At 55.9% G+C, this 19,099-nt stretch carries 14 protein-coding genes; 12 read left to right on the forward strand and 2 right to left on the reverse strand.

All coding sequences use genetic code 11. From position 1 onward, the window contains the following. Positions 1-197 precede the first annotated feature (197 nt). Both EX31_RS10780 and phoA read left to right on the forward strand, forming a co-directional pair. A complete protein-coding gene (locus tag EX31_RS10780; protein WP_015689872.1) occupies positions 198-1,118 on the forward strand; it encodes a L,D-transpeptidase family protein in 921 nt (306 codons plus the stop codon). Between the two features lie 833 nt (positions 1,119-1,951). Next, positions 1,952-3,382, forward strand: coding sequence for an alkaline phosphatase (gene phoA / locus EX31_RS10785; protein WP_037034722.1), 1,431 nt, complete (start codon positions 1,952-1,954; stop codon positions 3,380-3,382). Between the two features lie 170 nt (positions 3,383-3,552). On the opposite strand, the gene EX31_RS10790 is transcribed toward phoA, so the two are convergent. Next, positions 3,553-4,464, reverse strand: a complete 912-nt coding sequence (locus tag EX31_RS10790) for a cation diffusion facilitator family transporter (protein WP_037034724.1) — start codon at positions 4,462-4,464, stop codon at positions 3,553-3,555. Between the two features lie 279 nt (positions 4,465-4,743). Here EX31_RS10790 and EX31_RS10795 point away from each other — a divergent pair, with 279 nt between their 5' ends. Genes EX31_RS10795 through EX31_RS10805 form a run of 3 tightly spaced genes read left to right on the forward strand, consistent with a single transcriptional unit; the run spans position 4,744 to position 9,165 of the window. Beyond that, a complete protein-coding gene (locus tag EX31_RS10795; RefSeq protein WP_013575275.1) occupies positions 4,744-5,934 on the forward strand; it encodes an HlyD family secretion protein in 1,191 nt (396 codons plus the stop codon). Further along, the gene (locus EX31_RS10800; protein WP_037034726.1) at positions 5,931-7,499 is read left to right on the forward strand and encodes a DHA2 family efflux MFS transporter permease subunit; all 1,569 of its coding nucleotides are present in this window, start codon (positions 5,931-5,933) and stop codon (positions 7,497-7,499) included. Before EX31_RS10795 ends, EX31_RS10800 begins: the two co-directional genes overlap by 4 nt. Then, positions 7,483-9,165 (forward strand): efflux transporter outer membrane subunit, encoded by a 1,683-nt coding sequence (locus EX31_RS10805; RefSeq protein ID WP_037034728.1) that lies wholly within the window; start codon positions 7,483-7,485, stop codon positions 9,163-9,165. The genes EX31_RS10800 and EX31_RS10805 overlap by 17 nt, the downstream gene beginning before the upstream one ends. Before the next feature lie 7 nt (positions 9,166-9,172). Here the strand turns inward: EX31_RS10805 and EX31_RS10810 are convergent, their stop codons facing one another. Further along, positions 9,173-10,114 carry an AraC family transcriptional regulator gene (locus EX31_RS10810; protein ID WP_037034730.1) on the reverse strand — a complete coding sequence of 314 codons (942 nt, stop codon included), beginning with the start codon at positions 10,112-10,114 and terminating at the stop codon, positions 9,173-9,175. 163 nt (positions 10,115-10,277) lie between these two features. On the opposite strand from EX31_RS10810, the gene EX31_RS10815 reads away from it, so the two are divergent. The 7 genes from EX31_RS10815 (at position 10,278) to EX31_RS10845 (ending at position 18,912) form a co-directional block, all read left to right on the forward strand. Then, complete coding sequence (locus EX31_RS10815) at positions 10,278-11,111, forward strand: oxidoreductase (RefSeq protein ID WP_037034731.1); 834 nt, start codon at positions 10,278-10,280, stop codon at positions 11,109-11,111. Positions 11,112-11,229: 118 nt separating this feature from the next. Continuing rightward, positions 11,230-12,237: a magnesium/cobalt transporter CorA gene (corA, locus tag EX31_RS10820; protein WP_013575270.1), complete on the forward strand. Its 1,008-nt coding sequence runs from the start codon at positions 11,230-11,232 to the stop codon at positions 12,235-12,237. A gap of 177 nt (positions 12,238-12,414) precedes the next feature. After that, positions 12,415-12,834: a hypothetical protein gene (locus tag EX31_RS10825; protein WP_037034733.1), complete on the forward strand. Its 420-nt coding sequence runs from the start codon at positions 12,415-12,417 to the stop codon at positions 12,832-12,834. A 177-nt stretch (positions 12,835-13,011) separates the two neighbouring features. Continuing rightward, a complete protein-coding gene (locus tag EX31_RS10830) occupies positions 13,012-13,272 on the forward strand; it encodes a copper-binding protein (RefSeq protein WP_231576048.1) in 261 nt (86 codons plus the stop codon). A gap of 14 nt (positions 13,273-13,286) precedes the next feature. Continuing rightward, positions 13,287-14,540, forward strand: a complete 1,254-nt coding sequence (locus EX31_RS10835) for a TolC family protein (RefSeq protein WP_037034737.1) — start codon at positions 13,287-13,289, stop codon at positions 14,538-14,540. Continuing rightward, positions 14,540-15,784: an efflux RND transporter periplasmic adaptor subunit gene (locus EX31_RS10840; protein WP_037034741.1), complete on the forward strand. Its 1,245-nt coding sequence runs from the start codon at positions 14,540-14,542 to the stop codon at positions 15,782-15,784. Before EX31_RS10835 ends, EX31_RS10840 begins: the two co-directional genes overlap by 1 nt. Beyond that, positions 15,781-18,912 (forward strand): efflux RND transporter permease subunit, encoded by a 3,132-nt coding sequence (locus tag EX31_RS10845; protein ID WP_037034742.1) that lies wholly within the window; start codon positions 15,781-15,783, stop codon positions 18,910-18,912. Before EX31_RS10840 ends, EX31_RS10845 begins: the two co-directional genes overlap by 4 nt. The last annotated feature ends 187 nt before the right edge of the window (positions 18,913-19,099 follow it).

The following is a 19,099-nucleotide window of genomic DNA, read 5'->3' on the forward strand; positions in this document are numbered from 1 at the left end:
CTAACAAGGTGAGAAAGCTTTGGCCTGTTTGAAATAAATCCTTATAATTAGCGGCCCTGAAATGCGATTCGTTACACATACCGGATCCCTTTCAAGTGCTATGTGCAAGTACACTATTCCTCCGGCCGGTTTCTATCGGATCGGGGGGAATCAACATCCTGACAACTGCCAGTGTGGCATTAACGACCAACGAAAATATGAAAATGAGCATTCGCGCAATCCTTACCCTGGTTTTGGCAGTTGCTGCATATAGCCAGGCGTCTTTTGCTGTGGTCTACCCTCTTCCGGCCAATAATGGTCGTCTGGTCGGTGAAAACATCACAGTTACTGTTCCGCAGGGCAGCAGCCTGCCACTGGAACATTTTGCAGCGCAATACCAGATGGGTTTGAGCAACATGCTCGAAGCTAACCCTGGCGTTGACCCGTACCTGCCAACCCCGGGCACCGTGCTGACCATTCCTCAGCAGTTGATCCTGCCGGAAACCCCGCACGAAGGCATCGTGATCAACAGTGCTGAAATGCGTCTGTATTACTACCCGAAAGGCACCAATACTGTGGTCGTGCTGCCGATCGGTATCGGTGAGCTGGGCAAAGACACCCCGATGAACTGGGTGACTACCGTTCAGCGTAAAAAAGCCGGTCCGACCTGGACCCCGACGGCGAAAATGCATGAAGAATATGCTTCTCGTGGCGAATTCCTGCCAGCCGTCTTCCCTGCGGGTCCGGACAACCCGATGGGGCTGTACGCGCTGTATGTCGGGCGTCTGTATGCGGTCCACGGCACCAACGCCAATTTCGGTATCGGTTTGCGCGTGAGCCACGGTTGTGTGCGTCTGCGTGACGCTGACATCAAATGGTTGTTCGACAACGTCCCGCAAGGCACCCGCGTTCAGTTCATCAACGAGCCGGTGAAAGCCACCGTGGAACCAGACGGCAAACGTTATATTGAGATCCACAACCCGCTGTCCTCTAACCAGGAAGAGTTTGATTCTCAGCAGCCACTGCCAATCACTCTGGCAGGCAGCGCAAGCAGCGTATCGATGGATCCGGCGGTCAACCAGACTGTTGTTCAGCGCGCTATCGAGATGCGTTCCGGTATGCCCGTTCAGATCAACTGATAACGTCTTTGACGTTGTTGTGAAAAAGCCCCGTTCATCGGGGCTTTTTTTTTGCATAGTGCCGATGCAAAGGGTGGCGGCTCAGTTGAACTGAAAAGCTGACGGAGAAAGTTTCGGTTTCTCAATTGCACTGAAAGCTGTGCCGAGAAAGTTTCGGTTTCTCAGTTGCGGTGATCACTTATCGGGCAGCGCCGAAACCGCCCAAGAGGGAAACGTGCTTTTTCCCTCTTGGATCTCCCTTCGCTTTTTCAACAAGCGCTTCCGCTCGCTGGCTATGTTTCATCAGCCGCAGTGATAGCCGCAAAATCCCGCCGCTGCACGGTTCCCTTCGTTCGGGTTACAACCCGCGCAAAAAAGACGCGCGGTTTTCCACCTCTCCTCAGGCGATATTTTGGAACCGGCCTCAGGCTTTTACTTCACAACCTCACTTACTTCATTCTTTAAAAAGTCGCGGGCGATTCAGAAAGCTTGCTGAACGGAGCGGCCTGGAGACCAGAGGCTCCAGGACCGAGTGAAGGAACCGCAAAGCGGCAAGATTTCCAGCCTGTCGCCGTGCTACCTGAAACATAGCCAGCGAGCGGAGCGCGCAGTAAAAGAGCCGGAGATTCTTAAGAGGCGCGGCGATAGGCGCCTCTTAAGGCCAGTTTGGGTGGCAACCCAAGGTCTTGACCTTGAAGTTGAAGTTGAAGTTAAAGTTAAAGTTAAAACCCAGTCTCACGGCCAGTCCGGCGCCTGTCATTAAAACGTCACAAGTCTCCCTTAACCTTCCGGTAACAAAAAATATCGATATGTATATTTTTATTTCCGATGGTTTATAAAAAGGAGTTTTGATAATGCAACAATCCGTATCTCTGGTCGCCCGCGCAGTCACTGCCGCCCTGCTGCTTTCCGCTTCTGTCTCCACCCTCGCCGCTGAAACCGACACGCTGACCGACCGGGCGGCAAAAGGCGTGCTGACGGAACCGGGCGGTGCCCGCCGTCTGAGCGGTGATCAGACAGCAGCGCTGAAAGCCTCGTTGTCAGACAAAACGGTGAAAAACGTGATTTTGCTGATTGGCGACGGCATGGGTGATTCTGAAATCACGTCTGCACGTAACTATGCAGAAGGCGCAGGCGGCTATTTCAAAGGCATTGATGCCCTGCCGCTGACCGGTCAGTACACGCATTATTCTCTGGATAAGAAAACGCAAAAACCAAGTTACGTGACCGATTCCGCCGCATCAGCCACCGCCTGGACGACTGGTGTTAAAAGCTATAACGGCGCGATTGGTGTGGATGTAAACGGTAAAGATCACCAGACCATTCTTGAGATCGCCAAAGCCGCAGGTAAGGCCACCGGCAACGTCTCCACCGCAGAATTGCAGGATGCGACGCCGGCTGCACAGATTGCCCATGTGACCTCACGCAAGTGCTACGGCCCGCAAGAAACCGCAGAGAAATGCGCCAGCAACGCGCTGGAAAACGGCGGACGCGGTTCGATCACAGAACAGTTGTTGCAGGCTCGCGCTGATGTCACGCTGGGCGGCGGCAGAAAATCGTTCAGCCAGCTGGCGAAAGCCGGTGAATTTAAGGATAAATCCCTCAAAGAACAGGCGCTGACACAGGGTTATGTCTGGGTGGAAAACGCAGAACAGCTCAGTGCCATCACGCAGGCAGACCAGAAGAAACCGGTTCTTGGCCTGTTCTCCGAAGGCAACATGCCGGTGCGCTGGCAGGGTCCGAAAGCCACTTATCACGGCAACATTGATAAACCGGCTGTCACCTGTGAAGCCAATCCGCAGCGCACCGCCGACATCCCGACGCTTGCCGCCATGACTGAAAAAGCCATCGACTTGCTGAAAGCTAATCAGAACGGTTTCTTCCTGCAGGTTGAAGGCGCATCGATTGATAAACAGGATCACGCCGCTAATCCGTGCGGACAATTCGGTGAAACGGTGGATCTGGATGAGGCCGTGCAAAAAGCGCTGGAGTTCGCCCGTCAGGACGGCAACACGCTGGTTATCGTCACCGCCGACCACGCCCATTCCAGCCAGATTATCGAATCCGATGCCAAAGCCCCCGGTCTGACCCAGACGCTGACCACCAGGGACGGCGCACCGATGACCATCAGTTACGGCAACTCAGAAGATGACTCACAGGGACACACCGGGACGCAGCTGCGTATTGCCGCGTTTGGCCCGCATGCGGCGAATGTGGTGGGTCTGACGGATCAGACGGATTTGTTCTATACCATGCGGGATGCCATGGCGATTAAAGCGCAATAATTTTGAAAATGAGGGTTTCGCTTTGCTCCTCCCCCGGCGGAGGGGGAGGACGGGAGGGGGTTTTAAGGGTAAATACTGACACTAAAAAAATTTAACTCGTTGATTTTTATTTAATACCCCCCCCCAACCCTCCCCTTCGCAGGGGAGGGTGCAAACCCACAACCTTGACCTTAGTGCAATAAATTATCCAGTCTGTCGTCATCAATCCCGTCCGGCTCCAGATGAGCCGTCACATCCGCAGACTTAAACAACTTGCTCACCGCCATTTCAGCCGCATCACCGATATCGTGCCCGATATCCACCGTCAGATTGCCATCAACCTCGACGTGAAACTCGACAAATACGCGGTCGCCGCCGTTGCGGGTGCGAATGTCATGTACGCCGCGCACGCCTTCAACACTTAATACTGCCGCTTTCACGCGCTTGCGGTCATCTGCACTCAGTTCGCGATCGAGCAACTGGGTCAGTGCATCTGCCGCCATACCGCGCGCATTCCAGATCATATAGAAGGAAATCAACAGCGCGCCGATGGAGTCGGAACGCGTCCAGCCGAAGTAACGCTCGAAAATCAGCGCCAGCAGTACGGCAATATTCACCGCGACGTCCGTAATGTAGTGCGCGCGGTCAGCCGCGATGGCCGTTGATCCGGTACGTTTCACCACATAGGTTTGCATCAGCACCAGTCCGGTGGCAGCCAGCGAACTGCCGATGATCACCCAGATACCAAGACCGAGCTGCGCCAGGGGTTCCGGATTAATGATGCGCCCGATGGATTCACCGCCGAGCACCAGCCCCGCGCCGCCCAGTAACAGCGCCTGTACAAACGCGGCCACAGCTTCGGCTTTGCCGTGGCCGTAACGGTGGCCTTTATCCGCCGGACGGATGGCATAACGCACGCCGATCAGCGTCACCATCGAGGCCAGTACATCGACCAGACCATCGGCGGCGGAGGTCAGCAGCGCAATCGAACCGGTGGCGGTCCATGCCCAGACTTTGACGCAAACCAGGATCAGCGCGACGCACAGCGACACCAGCGAGGCAATACGTGTCAGGCCTTTATAGGAAGGCGCGGGACGGGTCATGGGTTGACCCACAAGAATGGTTGTTGTTGGGAATGTTTCACAAAAATGTCCTGAAGCAGAGAATCAACTTTATTTGAAAAATACAAATACCAGCCCGGCATTATAACCCATTTCCAACTTTTAAGACGTTCCCTATGGTTTGGATCTTTGTGCTTTCCCTAAGGTTAATTGACATGGATTTACTTGCATTTACATCAATACGTTCTAGCTTAAAACAAGATTTCTTTGTTCCGGCGCGTGGCGGCCGATAATCAGAAGAGCACTATTCAGAAGAGCATTATGACAAACGATAACAAGACACAGCCCTCCGCGTCCGGCGACGCAAATACTGAACTCGATTCCAGCCAGGTAAAATCAGGAGGAGGTCACACTCAGGATCCCAAAGACCAGAAAAATCCCGATGACAGTAAGCAGGATAACGATGAAAAGCGTAAAGGCCCCGGCAAGAAACCCCTGATCATCCTTGGGATTGTGGTAGTGGTGATGGTGGTCGTGGCACTGGTCTGGTGGCTGATGACCAAAGATCAGGTCAGCACCGATGACGCCTTTACCGAAGGTGATGCCGTCACCATCGCGCCGAAAATTGCCGGTTATGTCACTCATCTTGCGGTGAAAGATAACCAGTTCGTGAAGAAAGGCGACTTACTGGTGGAAATCGATCCGCGTGACGCGACCGCGCAACGCGATCAGGCACAGGCTCAGCTCGGTCTGGCTGTCGCGCAGTTGCATCAGGCGCAGGCGCAATACGATCTGGCGAAAGTGCAATATCCGGCGCAGCTAGCTCAGGCGAAAGCCCAGCAGACGCGGGCGGAAGCCAATTTGCTGAATGCCACTGCCGATTTCCGTCGTCAGCGCGGCGTAGACCCGCGCGCCACCACGCAACAAAATATTGATACGTCCAACGCGCAGGTGCGTTCTGCAGCCGCTGATCTGGAAAATGCCAAAGCGCAGGTGCAGGTTGCCGCGCAGGTACAGCTGAATATCCGTCAGGCTGAAACCAACGTCGAAGCTCGTCAGCAGCAGGTTGAACAGGCGAAAGCCCAGCTGGAAACGGCGACGCTCAACCTCTCCTATGCGCAGGTGCGCGCACCGTTCGACGGCTACGTCACCAAGCGTAATGTGCAGCTCGGTACGCTGGTTCAGGCTGGCACCTCGCTGTTCTCAGTGGTTTCAAAAGATATCTGGATCGCCGCAAACTACAAAGAATCGCAGCTCGAACGCATGCGCCCCGGCAACAAGGTGGAAATTACCGTCGATGCCTTCCCGGACATCAAACTTCACGGCCACGTTGACAGTATTCAACAAGGCACCGGTTCGCGCTTCTCGGCCTTCCCGGCTGAAAACGCCACCGGCAACTACGTGAAAATCGTTCAGCGCGTACCGGTGAAAATCGTCATCGACAGCGGTCTTGATGAGAATCACCCTCTGCCACTTGGCCTGTCTGTCGAACCGACGGTGACCGTCGAATGAATGAAGATCGCAGCTACTGGAAACCCAAGGCCAATCCGTGGGCAGTTGCCGCCGTCGTGACCATTGCGGTGTTCATGGAAATCCTGGACACCACTATCGTTAACGTGGCGCTGCCGCACGTCGCCGGTTCATTGTCTTCCAGTTATGACGAATCGACCTGGGTGCTGACGTCCTATCTGGTGGCGAACGGTATCGTGCTGCCGATTTCGGCGTTTCTCAGCCGCGTGATGGGCCGCAAAACTTACTTCCTGATCTGTATCGGCATGTTCACCGTTTGCTCCTTCCTGTGCGGCATCGCCACCGAACTGTGGCAGATGATCTTATTCCGCATTCTGCAGGGCTTTTTCGGCGGCGGTTTGCAGCCGATCCAGCAATCGGTATTGCTCGATTACTTTAAACCGGAAGATCGCGGCAAAGCGTTTGGCCTTTCATCGATTGCCATTATTGTCGCGCCGGTCGTCGGCCCGACACTTGGCGGTTACATCACGGATAACTTCAGCTGGCGCTGGGTATTCCTGATCAATATTCCGGTCGGGATTATTGCCCTGCTGGCGATTTATCAGCTGCTGGAAGATCCGCCGTGGGAGCGCAAGGCCAAAGGCAAACTCAGTATTGATTACATCGGTATCGGGCTGATTGCGCTGGGCCTGGGCTGCTTACAGGTGATGATGGATCGCGGCGAAGATGATGACTGGTTCCAGTCCGGCTTTATTGTCACCTTTGCTGTGCTGGCGGCCACCGGGATTGTCGGCGCGGTTTACTGGTTACTGTACGCCAAAAAACCGGTGGTCGATTTGCGCTGTATGAAGGATAAAAACTTTGCCGTCGCGGGCTTACTGATGGCCGGTATGGCGATGATTCTGTACGGCAGTTCGGTGGTTATTCCGCAACTGGCGCAGCAGCAACTGGGTTACACCGCCACGCTGTCGGGGCTGGTGATGTCGCCGGGAGCGATACTGATCGTGCTGTCGATCCCGCTGGTGCTGAAGCTGATGCCCGTTGTACAAACGCGTTACATCATTGCCTTCGGTTTCTTCCTGCTGGCGGCCTCGTTTATTTATTCGGCAACGCTGACACCTGATGTCGATTTTGAAACGCTGGTGCTGTACCGCAGCGCGCAGTCGATAGGGCTCGGTTTCCTGTTTGTGCCGCTGACCACTATCGCATTTATTACCATCCCGCAAAAAATGAACGCCGACGCTGCCGCGCTGTTTACCATGTTCCGTAACGTCGCGGGGTCGATTGGTATTTCGCTGGCGACAGCCGGTGTCACCGAGCGAACGCAGGCACACAGTGCGCATATGGCGCACAACATGTCGCCACTTAATGAACAGTTTAATCAGGCGGTGAGCAAAAGCGCTGAGGCGATCCGTGATTTTGCCCACGTGGTCGGCGACCCGATGCAACTGGCGACCGTGCGCATGTATCAGGAGATGATTTCGCAATCGCGCATTCTGGCCTACATCGACGTATTCGGTTATTGCGCCATCGTCGCCGTTATTTTGATCCCGTTTTGTTTCCTGCTTTCGCCAGTTAAGAGCGAAGGTAATGCCGGAGCACATTAAGTTGAACAAGAAAAGCTCTACTCTGAGAAATCAGCCATCCGTGATGCCGTCCTGCTCCCCCCTCTGCGAAGGCCGGGGCCGGAAGGGGGTTTTACATACAGGCCCCCGTTTCCTGACTCTCTCGACATTAACGCTGGTATTAGCAGCGTGCTCCGTTGGCCCGGATTATCAGAAGCCGAATCCGGTGACACCCTCGGCCTATAACGATATGACCCAGCCGAAAGACAAAGACGGCGCATCGATTGCCCTGCCCTCGGAGCCAAATCCGCTGTGGTGGAAAGCCTTTAATGACCCGCGACTCGACAGCCTGATCACCCGTGCGATTGCCGGGAATATTTCCCTGCAACAGGCAGTACTGCGTATCGCCGGTGCCCGCGAGCAGGTGAAACAGGCCGAAGGCGCCTGGCTGCCATCGGTGCAGGGCAGCGCGAAAATGACCCGTCAGCAGCTCGGTCTGAAAGGTATTCTCGATTCCAGCGGCGCCTCGCAACAACTTGACGATCTCGGACCGGAAGCCTCCGGCGCGATCAGCACGGCTACGCGGCCGGTGAATTTGTATCAGGGCAATTTCGATGCCAGCTGGGAGCTGGATTTGTTCGGCGGCACACGACGTCAGGTCGAAGCCGCCAATGCCCAGACGCAATCGTCCATAGAACAACGCAACGATGCATTAGTTTCGCTGGAAGCTGAGGTCGCCCGTGCCTATCTGCAACTGCGTGGCGCGCAAAGCGTGACGGAAGCGATACAGACGCAAATCGATGTCGCGCAGCAAACCTTAGATCTGACACAAAACCGTCAGCAAAACGGGCTGTCACCGCAGCTTGATGTGGAAAATGCCCGCGCACAGTTGGGTTCCCTGCGCGCCCAGTTGCCGCAATATCAGGCGCAGGAACGTCAGGCAATGAACGGACTGGCCGTGTTGCTCGGTCAGACGCCTGGCTCGCTGGATGCTGAACTTTCTGCCCCTAAACCGATGCCTGCCCTGCCCGCAGCCGTGCCGGTCGATGTGCCTTCACAGCTGGCACGCCGTCGTCCGGACGTGCGCAAAGCCGAGGCTGATCTCCACGCGGCAACCGCCAATATTGGTGTATCCGTCGCGCAGATGTTCCCGAGTATTTCGCTCACCGGCCAGTTCGGCATGCGTAACACAGACGTCAGTTATCTCGACAACTGGAGCAGCCATTTCTACTCCTTTGGCCCGCAGATTTCCCTGCCGATTTTCCAGGGCGGACGTCTGGTGTCCAGCGTGCATCTTTCCCGTGCGCAACAGGCGAATGCGGCGCTGAATTATCGCCAGACCGTGCTGACAGCGTTGCAGGATGTCGATAATGCGCTGGTGAATTACCGCACCGATCAGGATCAGGTCAGCGGTTTAGACCAGACGACCGAAGCGCTACAGACCGCGTTTGATCTGGCGAGCGACAGCTACCGCCAGGGGCTTTCTACCTTTATCAACGTGCTTGATGCCCAGCGCCAGCTGGCACAGGCGCATCAGCAATCCGCTGAAGCGAAAGTGAAAACCAGCACCGATCTGGTCTCGCTGTATAAAGCGTTAGGCGGCGGCTGGGAGCCGTATCAGAACGTCGATTTGCCGACCTACACCGTCTTTGGTCCGGCAGCCACGCCGGATGTGAAGGTACAAACCACGCCTGGCGTGACACGGTAACGCCTTATTAATGTGAAGAGATAAAATCCGACGGCGTGGACGGGGCAGGCAATGAAAAATTCTGCCTCATCCGTGCCACTTCTCTCGCCGGCGTCAGCCCGAATAAGCGTTTAAATTCGCGGCTGAACTGCGACACACTTTCATAGCCTACCTGTGCGCTGGCCGCCGAGGCGGTCAGGTTATTGCGCAACATCAGTAATCTGGCCTGATGCAAACGGGTGGACTTGAGATACTGCATCGGCGACGTGTCCGTGACGGTTTTAAAGTGACTGTGAAACGTCGGCAGGCTCATCCCCGCTTCTTTTGCCAGCGCATTCACATCCAGATGCGAGTGGTATTCTGCGTGCAGTTTTCGCAGGGCTTTTACCACTTTGCCAAATTGCCCTTGCAGGGTCAGTGCGCTGCGCAGCGTGCCGCCCTGAGCACCAGTCAGCACGCGGTAATACAACTCACGCATCATCGCCCTGCCCAGAATTTTTGCATCCAGCGGAGATGCCATCACCTGCAAAAAACGTAATACGCAAGCCCGCATCGCGTCATCCATCAGGCTCGACACCATACTTTTCGGCGATTCCGGCTGCGGGGCGTCATAAGTATCGAGCTGCAACATCAGTTCTGCCGCCAGACTGAAATCGAGCCGCAGGTAAATTGCCAGCATCGGTTCACTGGCGGTGGCGTCAGTTTCCATGGTGAAAGGCACCGGCACCGATACGGTCAGATAATGCTGTGCATCATACAAATAGACATCATTACCTAAGAATCCGCGTTTTCTCCCCTGCACCACAATCACGATCCCCGGCTCATACAAAACCGGCGTGCGCAGCAGCGGACGGTTTGAACGTAAAAAACGCACATCTGCCAGCGTCGTCAGGTTGTAGCCTTCATGGGGCGTAAGCTGGTCCAAAAGCGCGATCATTTGCTCAGTCACTGTCAAAGATGGAAACGTCATATGAACCTGAAAATATGCAGCGGAAAGTGAATGAAGTGTCGCACCGGGAATCAGTCGCGTCCAGACGCCTCAGAGGAACAGGCAAACATCAGAGAGGATCGGGGCTACGGATTTGCTGCTGTCCCCCCTATTCTGCAAGTCCGCTTTTTACCGAGGAGTTTGTATGAGTCAGTCAAAATTACTATTCATCACCGGCGTCAGCAGCGGATTTGGCCGTGCACTGGCTGAAGAAGCCCTGAAAGCAGGACATCGCGTGGTCGGCACGCTGCGTAATGCACAAGCCTGCGCAGAATTTGACGCGCTGGCCCCCGGCCGTAGTTTTGGTCGCATGCTGGATGTCACTGATTTCGAGGCTATCGCCCCGCTCGCGGCCGCCGTGGAACAGGAAATCGGCGCCGTTGACGTGCTGGTCAACAATGCCGGTTACGGACATGAAGGTATTATGGAAGAGTCGCCGTTAAGCGAGGCGCTGCATCAGTTTGACGTCAATGTTTTTGGCGCGGTTGCGGTCATCAAAGCCTTCCTGCCGTATTTTCGTCAGCGTCGTAGTGGACATATTCTTAACATCACGTCGATGGGGGGCTTTATTACCCTGCCGGGCATCAGCTATTACTGCGGCAGTAAATTCGCCTTGCAGGGGATCTCTGAAACACTGACCAAAGAACTCAAACCGTTCAATATTGCCGTCACGGCCATTCAGCCCGGGTCTTTTCGTACCGACTGGGCGGGACGTTCGATGGTGCGCTCACCGCGTGCCATCAGTGATTACGATGCCAGTTTCGACCCCGTGCGGGAAACGCGGGAAAAACGCAGCGGTCATCAGCCGGGCGACCCGCTAAAAGCCGCACAAGCGATGTTGCAGTTGCTCGATGCGCCTGAGCCGCCAGCCTCGCTGTTACTCGGCAGTGACGCCGTTAAATTTGTCAGGGAAAAGATGCAACAAATGCGTGAGGATATCGATATCTGGGAAACGGTCAGCCGGTCTGCCGATGGCTGAAACATTCTTTTAAAGATCCCGTCAGCGCATTTCCCGGAGACTGCGCTATTCTGTTCAGACACTGAAATCATCCTGCCTGCGGGCAGGATTTTCGTCTGAATAACAATCGGGTAAAACAATGAATTCCATTTCCAACGAAGATAAAAAACCCAGCTGTGATTCAGTGATTAACAGCGTGGCTTACCGCGACGGTAAACGATTGCAGGATGTGACGGTCGAAGACATCAGCGAAGTCCTGAAAGAGCCCGATACCTTTGTCTGGCTCGGACTGTGGCAGCCGGAAGATGCCTATATGCGCAGCATTCAGGAAGAATTCGGTCTGCACGACCTGGCGATTGAAGATGCACTGACCGCCCATCAGCGACCGAAAATTGAGCAGTACGGCGAATCGCTGTTTATCGTTACGCACACTGCGCAGAAAGTGAATGAAACCATCGAGTACGGCGAAACACACCTGTTTCTCGGCAAAAACTTTCTGATCACCGTGCGTCACGGTGCGTCATCCAGCTATAAAGAAATCCGTAAACACGCCGAAGAACGCCCGGAAATGTTGAGTAAAGGGCCAGCTTATGCACTGTATTGCGTACTCGATTCCATCGTGGATAACTATCTGGAAATCCTGCATCAGTACACCGAACAGTTTGATGCCATCGAAAAACTGATGTTCCGCAATACCTTTAATCAGCAGGCGGTGCAGCAGGTTTATAGTCTGCGGCGGGATCTGCTCTCGCTGCGCAACGCCGCGGTACCGATGGAAGATATCTGTAATCAGCTCAGCCATCACTACGAAGAACTGATGCCTAAGAGCCTGCGGGCTTATGTGCGTGATGTGCAGGACCACGCTAATCAGGTGATCCGCACGACGGACGATGTGCGCGAAATGCTGTCGAACGCCATGCATGTGAATCTGGCGCTGGTGTCGGTGCATCAGAACGAAGTGGTACAGCGACTGGCGGGCTGGGGCGCGATTCTGGCGATCCCGACAGTGATTTTCAGTCTGTACGGCATGAACTTCAAAAACATGCCGGAGCTGGATGACTGGTGGGGATATCCGGTAACGCTGGGCGTCACTGTCGCCGGTTGTGTGTGGTTATACTGGAAGCTTAAAAAATCAGGCTGGCTGTAAGTTAATTATCACCTGAAAACACACGTTAATTAACATGCGAATAACAGAAACCGCTGTTATTCGCGTTCTTTAATTATCCTGACAATTTTAATTCTGACTTATTCTGTTTGTCCTTTCCTCTCCGCCTTATTTCCTTATATACTCGGTCGCATCTTCCTTACGGAAATAATATTCATCATGTCAGTCCGTTTCGCGATTTCACAGTTCATGCATTCGCTGCGCTTGCCCGGCAAGCGGGTCAGTGCGTTGCTGTTCGCGTTATGCTGGCTTGTCCTGAATGCCCAACTGGCGCTCGCCAGCCATCAGTGCGATATGCGCCCGCCGGTGGAAAACACCGCCATGGCACATAACATCACCATGCAAATGCCTGATTCTCCAGAGCACATGCAGAGTCAGTCGGTGTTGTGTGAGAAGCACTGTGCCCCTGAAAGAACCCAGTCTGACAGTGGTTCCGTGCCGCTGGTGGCATTGCCCGTCGCTCCGGCATTAGCCATGCTCACCGTCGATGCCAGCACAGCGGTCACCACCGAGGACTGGATTGCGCCAACCGTCACTCCGCCTCCCGCTGAAGTTCAGTTCTGCCGATACAGAGAATAGCCCCTGCTGTCCTGAGTGTTTTTCCGCACTCAATATTAAATGAAATTGTTTTGCCAGATTAATGGCCAGTTTTTATCTAATGACAGTATTGGAGTATTTCCCATGCGTGCAATTTTAAATGTATTTACCGCAAGTCTTTTCTTTATTTCAGCTTATTCTTTTGCCGATGCTATGCCAATGAATCACGATACTATGGCGATGCAGCATAATATGCAGGCCTATGAATCCGAAGGCGTGATCACGCAGTGGCAGTCTGATCGCGTGGGGATTTCCCATCACGCCATTCCTGCGCTGAAATGGCCGGCCATGACCATGAATTTCCGTCTGCCGCCGGAGATCGCCGCCAACTCCCTGCCCGCCGGTACGCCGGTCACCTTTAGCTTTGTCAAAACTGAGTCCGCTTATCAGTTGCAGACACTGACACCGCTGAAACGCTGACCGGGAGATTCACCATGTTGACTTTACCGCGCCATCACCGGATGACGTGGCAATGGCTGCTGGCTTTTGTGCCGGTCAGCGCGTTTGCCACACCCGTTACCCTGCCGCAGGCGCTGGTCGCTGCACAGGATTATTCCGCCGAGCTTTCTGCCAGTCGTCACCAGATCAATGCGCTGGATAACCGTGCCGATTCGGCCATGCAACTGCCGGATCCGAAGCTGAAATTCGGTATCGAAAACCTGCCGGTCAGCGGCGGCAACACCGACCGGTTTACCCGTGAAGGGATGACGATGGAACGGATCGGCATCATGCAGGATTACATCAGCAGCGATAAGCGCCAGCGCAAAGCCGACACGCTGCGTGCAGAATCCCGGGAAGTGGCGGCTATCCGCCAGAGTATCCGGGCACGTTTGCAACGCGATGCGGCGCTGGCCTGGATGGAACTGGCCATCGGCGGGCAAACCGTCTCGCAATTACAAAAACTGGTGGATGAAAGTCAGCGCCAGATTGGGGTTCAGCGGGGCGGTGTCAGCAGCGGCAGTTCGCTGCCCGCCTCGGTGCTGGACGCGCACCTGACGCTCATCAGCATGCAAGACAAACTGACCGAAGCCGAACGGGATGTTCAACTGGCGCGCACCCGCTTAAGCCAGCTGACCGGCATCGATCAGCCTGAAATTAACGGTGCCATTCCGCCTTTCACCGAACTTCCTCCACAGGCATTACAGGCGACAAGTGTCGAACAACATCCTGAAATTATTCAGGCAAGGCGTGAAGCCGATGTGGCGCAGGCGAAATCCTCGCAGTCAGCCATTGCGGCGCTGCCGGATGTCGGCGTGGAAGTCTATTACGCCCATCGTGCCGACAGTTATGAAGATCTGGCGGGGGTGATGTTTACCGTCGATCTGCCGCTGTTTACCGCTTCGCGTCAGGATAAAGATCACGCCGCCGATCAGTCGATGGCAATGGAAAGCAATGACCGGCTGGCGCAACTGATGCGCGACCATCAGGCGCAGCTGACCAGTTTGCTGGCGCAATATCAGGCCGCCGCCACGTTATGGCAGCGGCAAAAAAACGACGTTATTCCCCTGCAACAGCAACGCATCAGCGTGATTCAGGCACAGTATCGCGCCGGAAAAAGCAGCCTGAATGACGTTCTCGACGCCCGCCGCAACCTGATCGACAGCCAGATTTCCGAACGCAATGCCGGGCTGGAAGTGGCCCGCTATTGGGTCGCCCTGCGCTATCTGGCCCCCCAGGAGATTCATTAATGACTTCCGCTAAAACTTACAGCCTGCTGGCCGTCGCCATCATGGCCGCACTCGCCGCCGGTTACGTGGCTGGCCGTCACAGCCCTGCGGCGCAAACGCAGGCTTCTGCTGCTCCGGCCGAACGCAAAGTGCTGTACTGGTATGACCCGATGACGCCCGGCCAGCGTTTCGATAAACCGGGCAAATCGCCCTTTATGGATATGGATCTGATGCCGCGTTACGCCGATGAAGTCACGGATGACGGCGGTGTGACGGTCAGCGCCCGTCAGCAGCAAAATCTCGGTATGCGCAGTGAAAAGGTACAGCGACGGATGATTTCCGCACCGCTTAATGTGTATGGCACGGTCAGCGCCGATGAACGCAGCCTGCGCACGGTCGCCGCCCGTGCGAATGGTTTAGTCGAAAAACTTTACGTCGCTGCCAGCCAGCAGCCTGTGAAAAAAGGTCAGAAACTGGCCACACTGTGGATCCCCGACTGGACCGCCGCGCAGCAGGAATATCTGGCCGTGCGTCAGCTTGGCGATCGCAGCCTGACCGCTGCCGCCCGTCAGCGGCTGGCTTTGCAGTTTATGCCGGAAGACATTCTGCGCCACGTCGATAAAACCGGTCAGCCGCAAACCCGCATCGACGTGGTCGCGCCGGAAGACGGTTATATCAGCCTGCTTTCCGTGCGTGAAGGGGCGCAGGTCAGCGCCACACAGCCGCTGTTCGAACTGACCAGTCTGAAACAGGTTTGGATTGTGATGGATTATCCGCCTTCTGCCGCCAGTCAGATCCAGATCGGCGGCAAAATTACGGCCAGTGCCGACAGTCAGCCGGGCGAGATATTTCACGGTACGGTCAGCGAATTGCTGCCGGATGTGGATGCCGTCAGCCGTACGCTGAAAGCCCGCGTGGTGATTGATAATCCGCAGGAAAAACTGCGTCCCGGCATGTACCTGAATTTATCGCCGGATGTCAGTGCGCAGACGGCGGTTCTGGCCATTGCGCAGGAAGCGCTGATCCAGACCGGCAGCCGCAATACCGTGCTGCTCGACGACGGCAACGGACATTTCACCCCGCAGAAGGTCACCATCGGCGTGACGCGTGATGGCTGGACGCAGGTACTTTCAGGCCTGGAAGAAGGTCAGTCTGTTGTCACCTCCGGGCAGTTCCTGATCGACTCCGAAGCCAGCCTGCGCAGCGCACTGCCTGCCACCGACGCCCCCGCGCCGGACACGCACCAGCACGGAGGTGATTTATGATTGCCGCTGTGATCCGCTGGTCGCTGAAGAACCGGCTGCTGGTGTTACTCGCCGCGCTGATGATGGCGGGCTGGGGCATCTGGTCATTGCAGAAAGCGCCGCTCGACGCCCTGCCGGATCTCTCCGATGTGCAGGTGATCGTGCGCGTAAGTTATCCGGGCAAGGCACCGCAAATCATCGAAGATCAGGTGACCTATCCGCTGACCACCACTCTGCTGTCAGTGCCCGGCGCGAAAACCGTGCGCGGCTTTTCGATGTTCGGTGATGCCTATGTTTATGTGTTGTTCGATGATGGTACCGATCCTTACTGGGCGCGCTCCCGCGTGCTGGAATACCTGAGTCAGGTTCAATCCTCACTGCCCGCAGGAGCCAAAGCCTCGCTGGGGCCGGATGCCACCGGCGTCGGCTGGATCTATGAATACGCGCTGATCGACAAAACCGGCAAACACAGCCTCGAACAACTTCGTGCCCTGCAGGACTGGACGCTGCGTTATGACCTGAAAACCGTACCGAATGTCTCTGAGGTCGCCAGCATCGGCGGCATGGTGCGTCAGTATCAGGTAGTGGCCGATCCGCAACGGATGCGCGCCCGGGGCGTGACGCATCAGCAACTGGTGACCGCGCTGCAAAACGCTAATCAGGAAAGCAGTGGCTCGCTGCTGGAAATGGGCGAGGCCGAATACATGGTGCGCACCTCCGGCTATCTGAAAAGTCTGGATGATTTCAACAATGTGGTCGTGACAGTCAACAGCGGTATTCCGGTGCTGCTGGCGGATGTCGCCACCGTCCGCACCGGCCCTGAACTGCGGCGCGGCGTGGCGGAACTTAACGGTGAAGGTGAAGTGGCGGGCGGCGTGATTGTTATGCGCTCGGGCAAAAATGCACTGGAAACCCTGAAGGCGGTGAAAGAGCGGCTACATGCCCTCGCCCGCACGCTGCCTGCGGGGGTGGAAATCGTGCCGGTCTACGATCGCCAGCCGCTGATTGAAAACGCCGTCGAAACGCTGTCGCATAAACTGCTGGAGGAATTCGCGGTAGTCGCGGTGGTCTGTGCGCTGTTTCTGTTCCATTTCCGCTCGGCGCTGGTGGCGATCATCACCCTGCCGCTCGGCATTCTCGGCGCGTTTATCGTCATGCATTATCAGGGGGTCAGCGCCAATATTATGTCGCTCGGCGGTATCGCGATTGCCATCGGCGCCATGGTCGATGCGGCGATTGTGATGATCGAGAATATGCATAAGGTGCTGGAGCAATGGCGGCACGATCATCCCGGCCAGCAGCCTGCGTCGGCGGATTACTGGAAAGTGTCTGAGCGTGCCGCCACGGAAGTGGGTCCGGCGCTGTTTTGCAGTTTGCTGATCATCACCCTGTCGTTTATTCCGGTGTTTTCGCTGGAAGCACAGGAGGGCCGGATGTTCTCCCCGCTGGCATTCACCAAAACCTACGCGATGGCGGTGTCTGCCGGGCTGGGCATCACCCTGGTGCCGGTGCTGATGGGCTATTTTATTCGTGGCAAAATTCCTGATGAAAATGCCAGCCCGATCAACCGCTGGCTGATTGCCGCCTATCAGCCGGTGCTTTCTGCCGTGCTGAAACGTCCGAAAACCACGCTGTTATTCAGCGGCCTGTTCCTGCTGGTGTCTCTGTATCCGCTGGCAAAACTGGGCAGTGAATTTATGCCGCCGCTCGATGAAGGCGACCTGCTGTATATGCCGTCGACGCTGCCGGGGATTTCAGCCCGCGAAGCCGCACGGTTGTTGCAGCAAACGGATCGGTTAATCAAAACTGTGCCCGAAGTCGCCAGTGTATTTGGCAAGGCCGGACGCGCCGACAGCGCCACCGACCCGGCGCCGCTGACCATGATCGAAACGACCATCCGCTTTAAACCGAGGGACCAGTGGCGACCGGGCATGACGCCGGACAAACTGGTGACAGAACTCGACAACGCGGTGAAATTGCCCGGCATCGCCAACGTCTGGGTACCGCCTATCCGCAACCGTCTCGACATGCTGGCCACCGGCATCAAAAGCCCGGTGGGCATCAAGGTGAACGGCAATAACGTTGCACAAATCGAGCAGATCGCCCAGCAGATCGAGCATATCGTGAAACAGGTGCCGGGCGTGACCTCGGCACTGGCCGAAAGGCTGGAAGGTGGCCGTTACGTCGATATTGATATTAACCGGCGTGAAGCGGCACGTTACGGTGTCACGGTAGCTGAATTACAGTCGCTGGTCTCAACGCTGGTCGGCGGGGAAAATATCGGCGAAACGCTGGAAGGCCGCGAGCGTTATCCCATCAACCTGCGTTATCCGCGTGAGCTGCGCGACAACGTGCAGGCGCTGCGGGATTTACCGGTGCTGACCGCCTCCGGCGCACAGGTGCCGCTGTCGGCGCTGGCATCCGTCAACGTCACCGATGGCCCGCCGATGCTGAAAAGTGAGAACGCCCGTCTTTCAGACTGGATCTATGTGGATTTACGCGGACGAGATTTGAAATCTGCCGTCGAAGACATGCAACAGGCGGTCAGCCAGCAGGTAACATTGCCGGAAGGGGTGACGGTCAGTTGGTCGGGGCAATTCGAGTATCTTGAACGCGCCACGGCAAAACTGAAAATCGTGCTACCGGTGACACTTATGATCATCTTCGTCCTGTTATACGTGACGTTCAGCAGCGTGCGCGACGCCCTGCTGATCATGGCGACACTGCCGTTTGCCCTGACCGGTGGCGTCTGGCTGTTGTACCTGCTGAGTTTCAATCTGTCGGTCGCCGCCGCCGTCGGGTTTATCGCCCTGGCCGGGGTTGCCGCCGAGTTCGGGGTGATCATGGTGCTGTATCTGAATCAGGCAGTGCAACGTCAGCAAAAAGCCGGCGGGGATATGAGTGAGGCAGAACTGTGCGACGCCATTCACCACGGTGCGGTGTTGCGCGTCCGGCCAAAAGCCATGACTGTTGCCACTATCATGGCGGGTTTACTGCCGATCATGTGGGGCGGCGGAACCGGTTCAGAAGTGATGCAGCGTATTGCCGCGCCGATGATCGGCGGCATGGTGAGTGCCCCGTTGTTGTCGATGCTGGTGATCCCGGCGGTGTATTTGCTGATGCATCGGAGAAGGAATAAAAAAGTTTAAGGGAAAGCCCCTCCTCTTCACAGCGGGGAGCCGAACGGATCATTCTTAGGGTTTTGTCCTGGCTCCTCCCCCTGCGAAGGGGGAGGTCGGGAGGGGGTTTTAAGGGCTAACATCTTGTCAAGGTATACTTCAACTTATTGATTTTTCTTTAATACCCCACCCCAACCCTCCCCTTCGCAGGGGAGGG

This window comes from Rahnella sp. WP5, assembly GCF_000745615.1.
Lineage (GTDB): Bacteria > Pseudomonadota > Gammaproteobacteria > Enterobacterales > Enterobacteriaceae > Rahnella > Rahnella aceris.

Excerpts from the sequence above, each read along its gene's own strand:
- EX31_RS10780 (WP_015689872.1), top strand. The coding sequence starts at position 198 with ATGAAAATGAGCATTCGCGCAATCCTTACCCTGGTTTTGGCAGTTGCT.
- phoA (WP_037034722.1), top strand. The coding sequence starts at position 1,952 with ATGCAACAATCCGTATCTCTGGTCGCCCGCGCAGTCACTGCCGCCCTG.
- EX31_RS10790 (WP_037034724.1), bottom strand. The coding sequence starts at position 4,464 with ATGACCCGTCCCGCGCCTTCCTATAAAGGCCTGACACGTATTGCCTCG.
- EX31_RS10795 (WP_013575275.1), top strand. The coding sequence starts at position 4,744 with ATGACAAACGATAACAAGACACAGCCCTCCGCGTCCGGCGACGCAAAT.
- EX31_RS10800 (WP_037034726.1), top strand. The coding sequence starts at position 5,931 with ATGAATGAAGATCGCAGCTACTGGAAACCCAAGGCCAATCCGTGGGCA.
- EX31_RS10805 (WP_037034728.1), top strand. The coding sequence starts at position 7,483 with ATGCCGGAGCACATTAAGTTGAACAAGAAAAGCTCTACTCTGAGAAAT.
- EX31_RS10810 (WP_037034730.1), bottom strand. The coding sequence starts at position 10,114 with ATGACGTTTCCATCTTTGACAGTGACTGAGCAAATGATCGCGCTTTTG.
- EX31_RS10815 (WP_037034731.1), top strand. The coding sequence starts at position 10,278 with ATGAGTCAGTCAAAATTACTATTCATCACCGGCGTCAGCAGCGGATTT.
- corA (WP_013575270.1), top strand. The coding sequence starts at position 11,230 with ATGAATTCCATTTCCAACGAAGATAAAAAACCCAGCTGTGATTCAGTG.
- EX31_RS10825 (WP_037034733.1), top strand. The coding sequence starts at position 12,415 with ATGTCAGTCCGTTTCGCGATTTCACAGTTCATGCATTCGCTGCGCTTG.
- EX31_RS10830 (WP_231576048.1), top strand. The coding sequence starts at position 13,012 with ATGAATCACGATACTATGGCGATGCAGCATAATATGCAGGCCTATGAA.
- EX31_RS10835 (WP_037034737.1), top strand. The coding sequence starts at position 13,287 with ATGTTGACTTTACCGCGCCATCACCGGATGACGTGGCAATGGCTGCTG.
- EX31_RS10840 (WP_037034741.1), top strand. The coding sequence starts at position 14,540 with ATGACTTCCGCTAAAACTTACAGCCTGCTGGCCGTCGCCATCATGGCC.
- EX31_RS10845 (WP_037034742.1), top strand. The coding sequence starts at position 15,781 with ATGATTGCCGCTGTGATCCGCTGGTCGCTGAAGAACCGGCTGCTGGTG.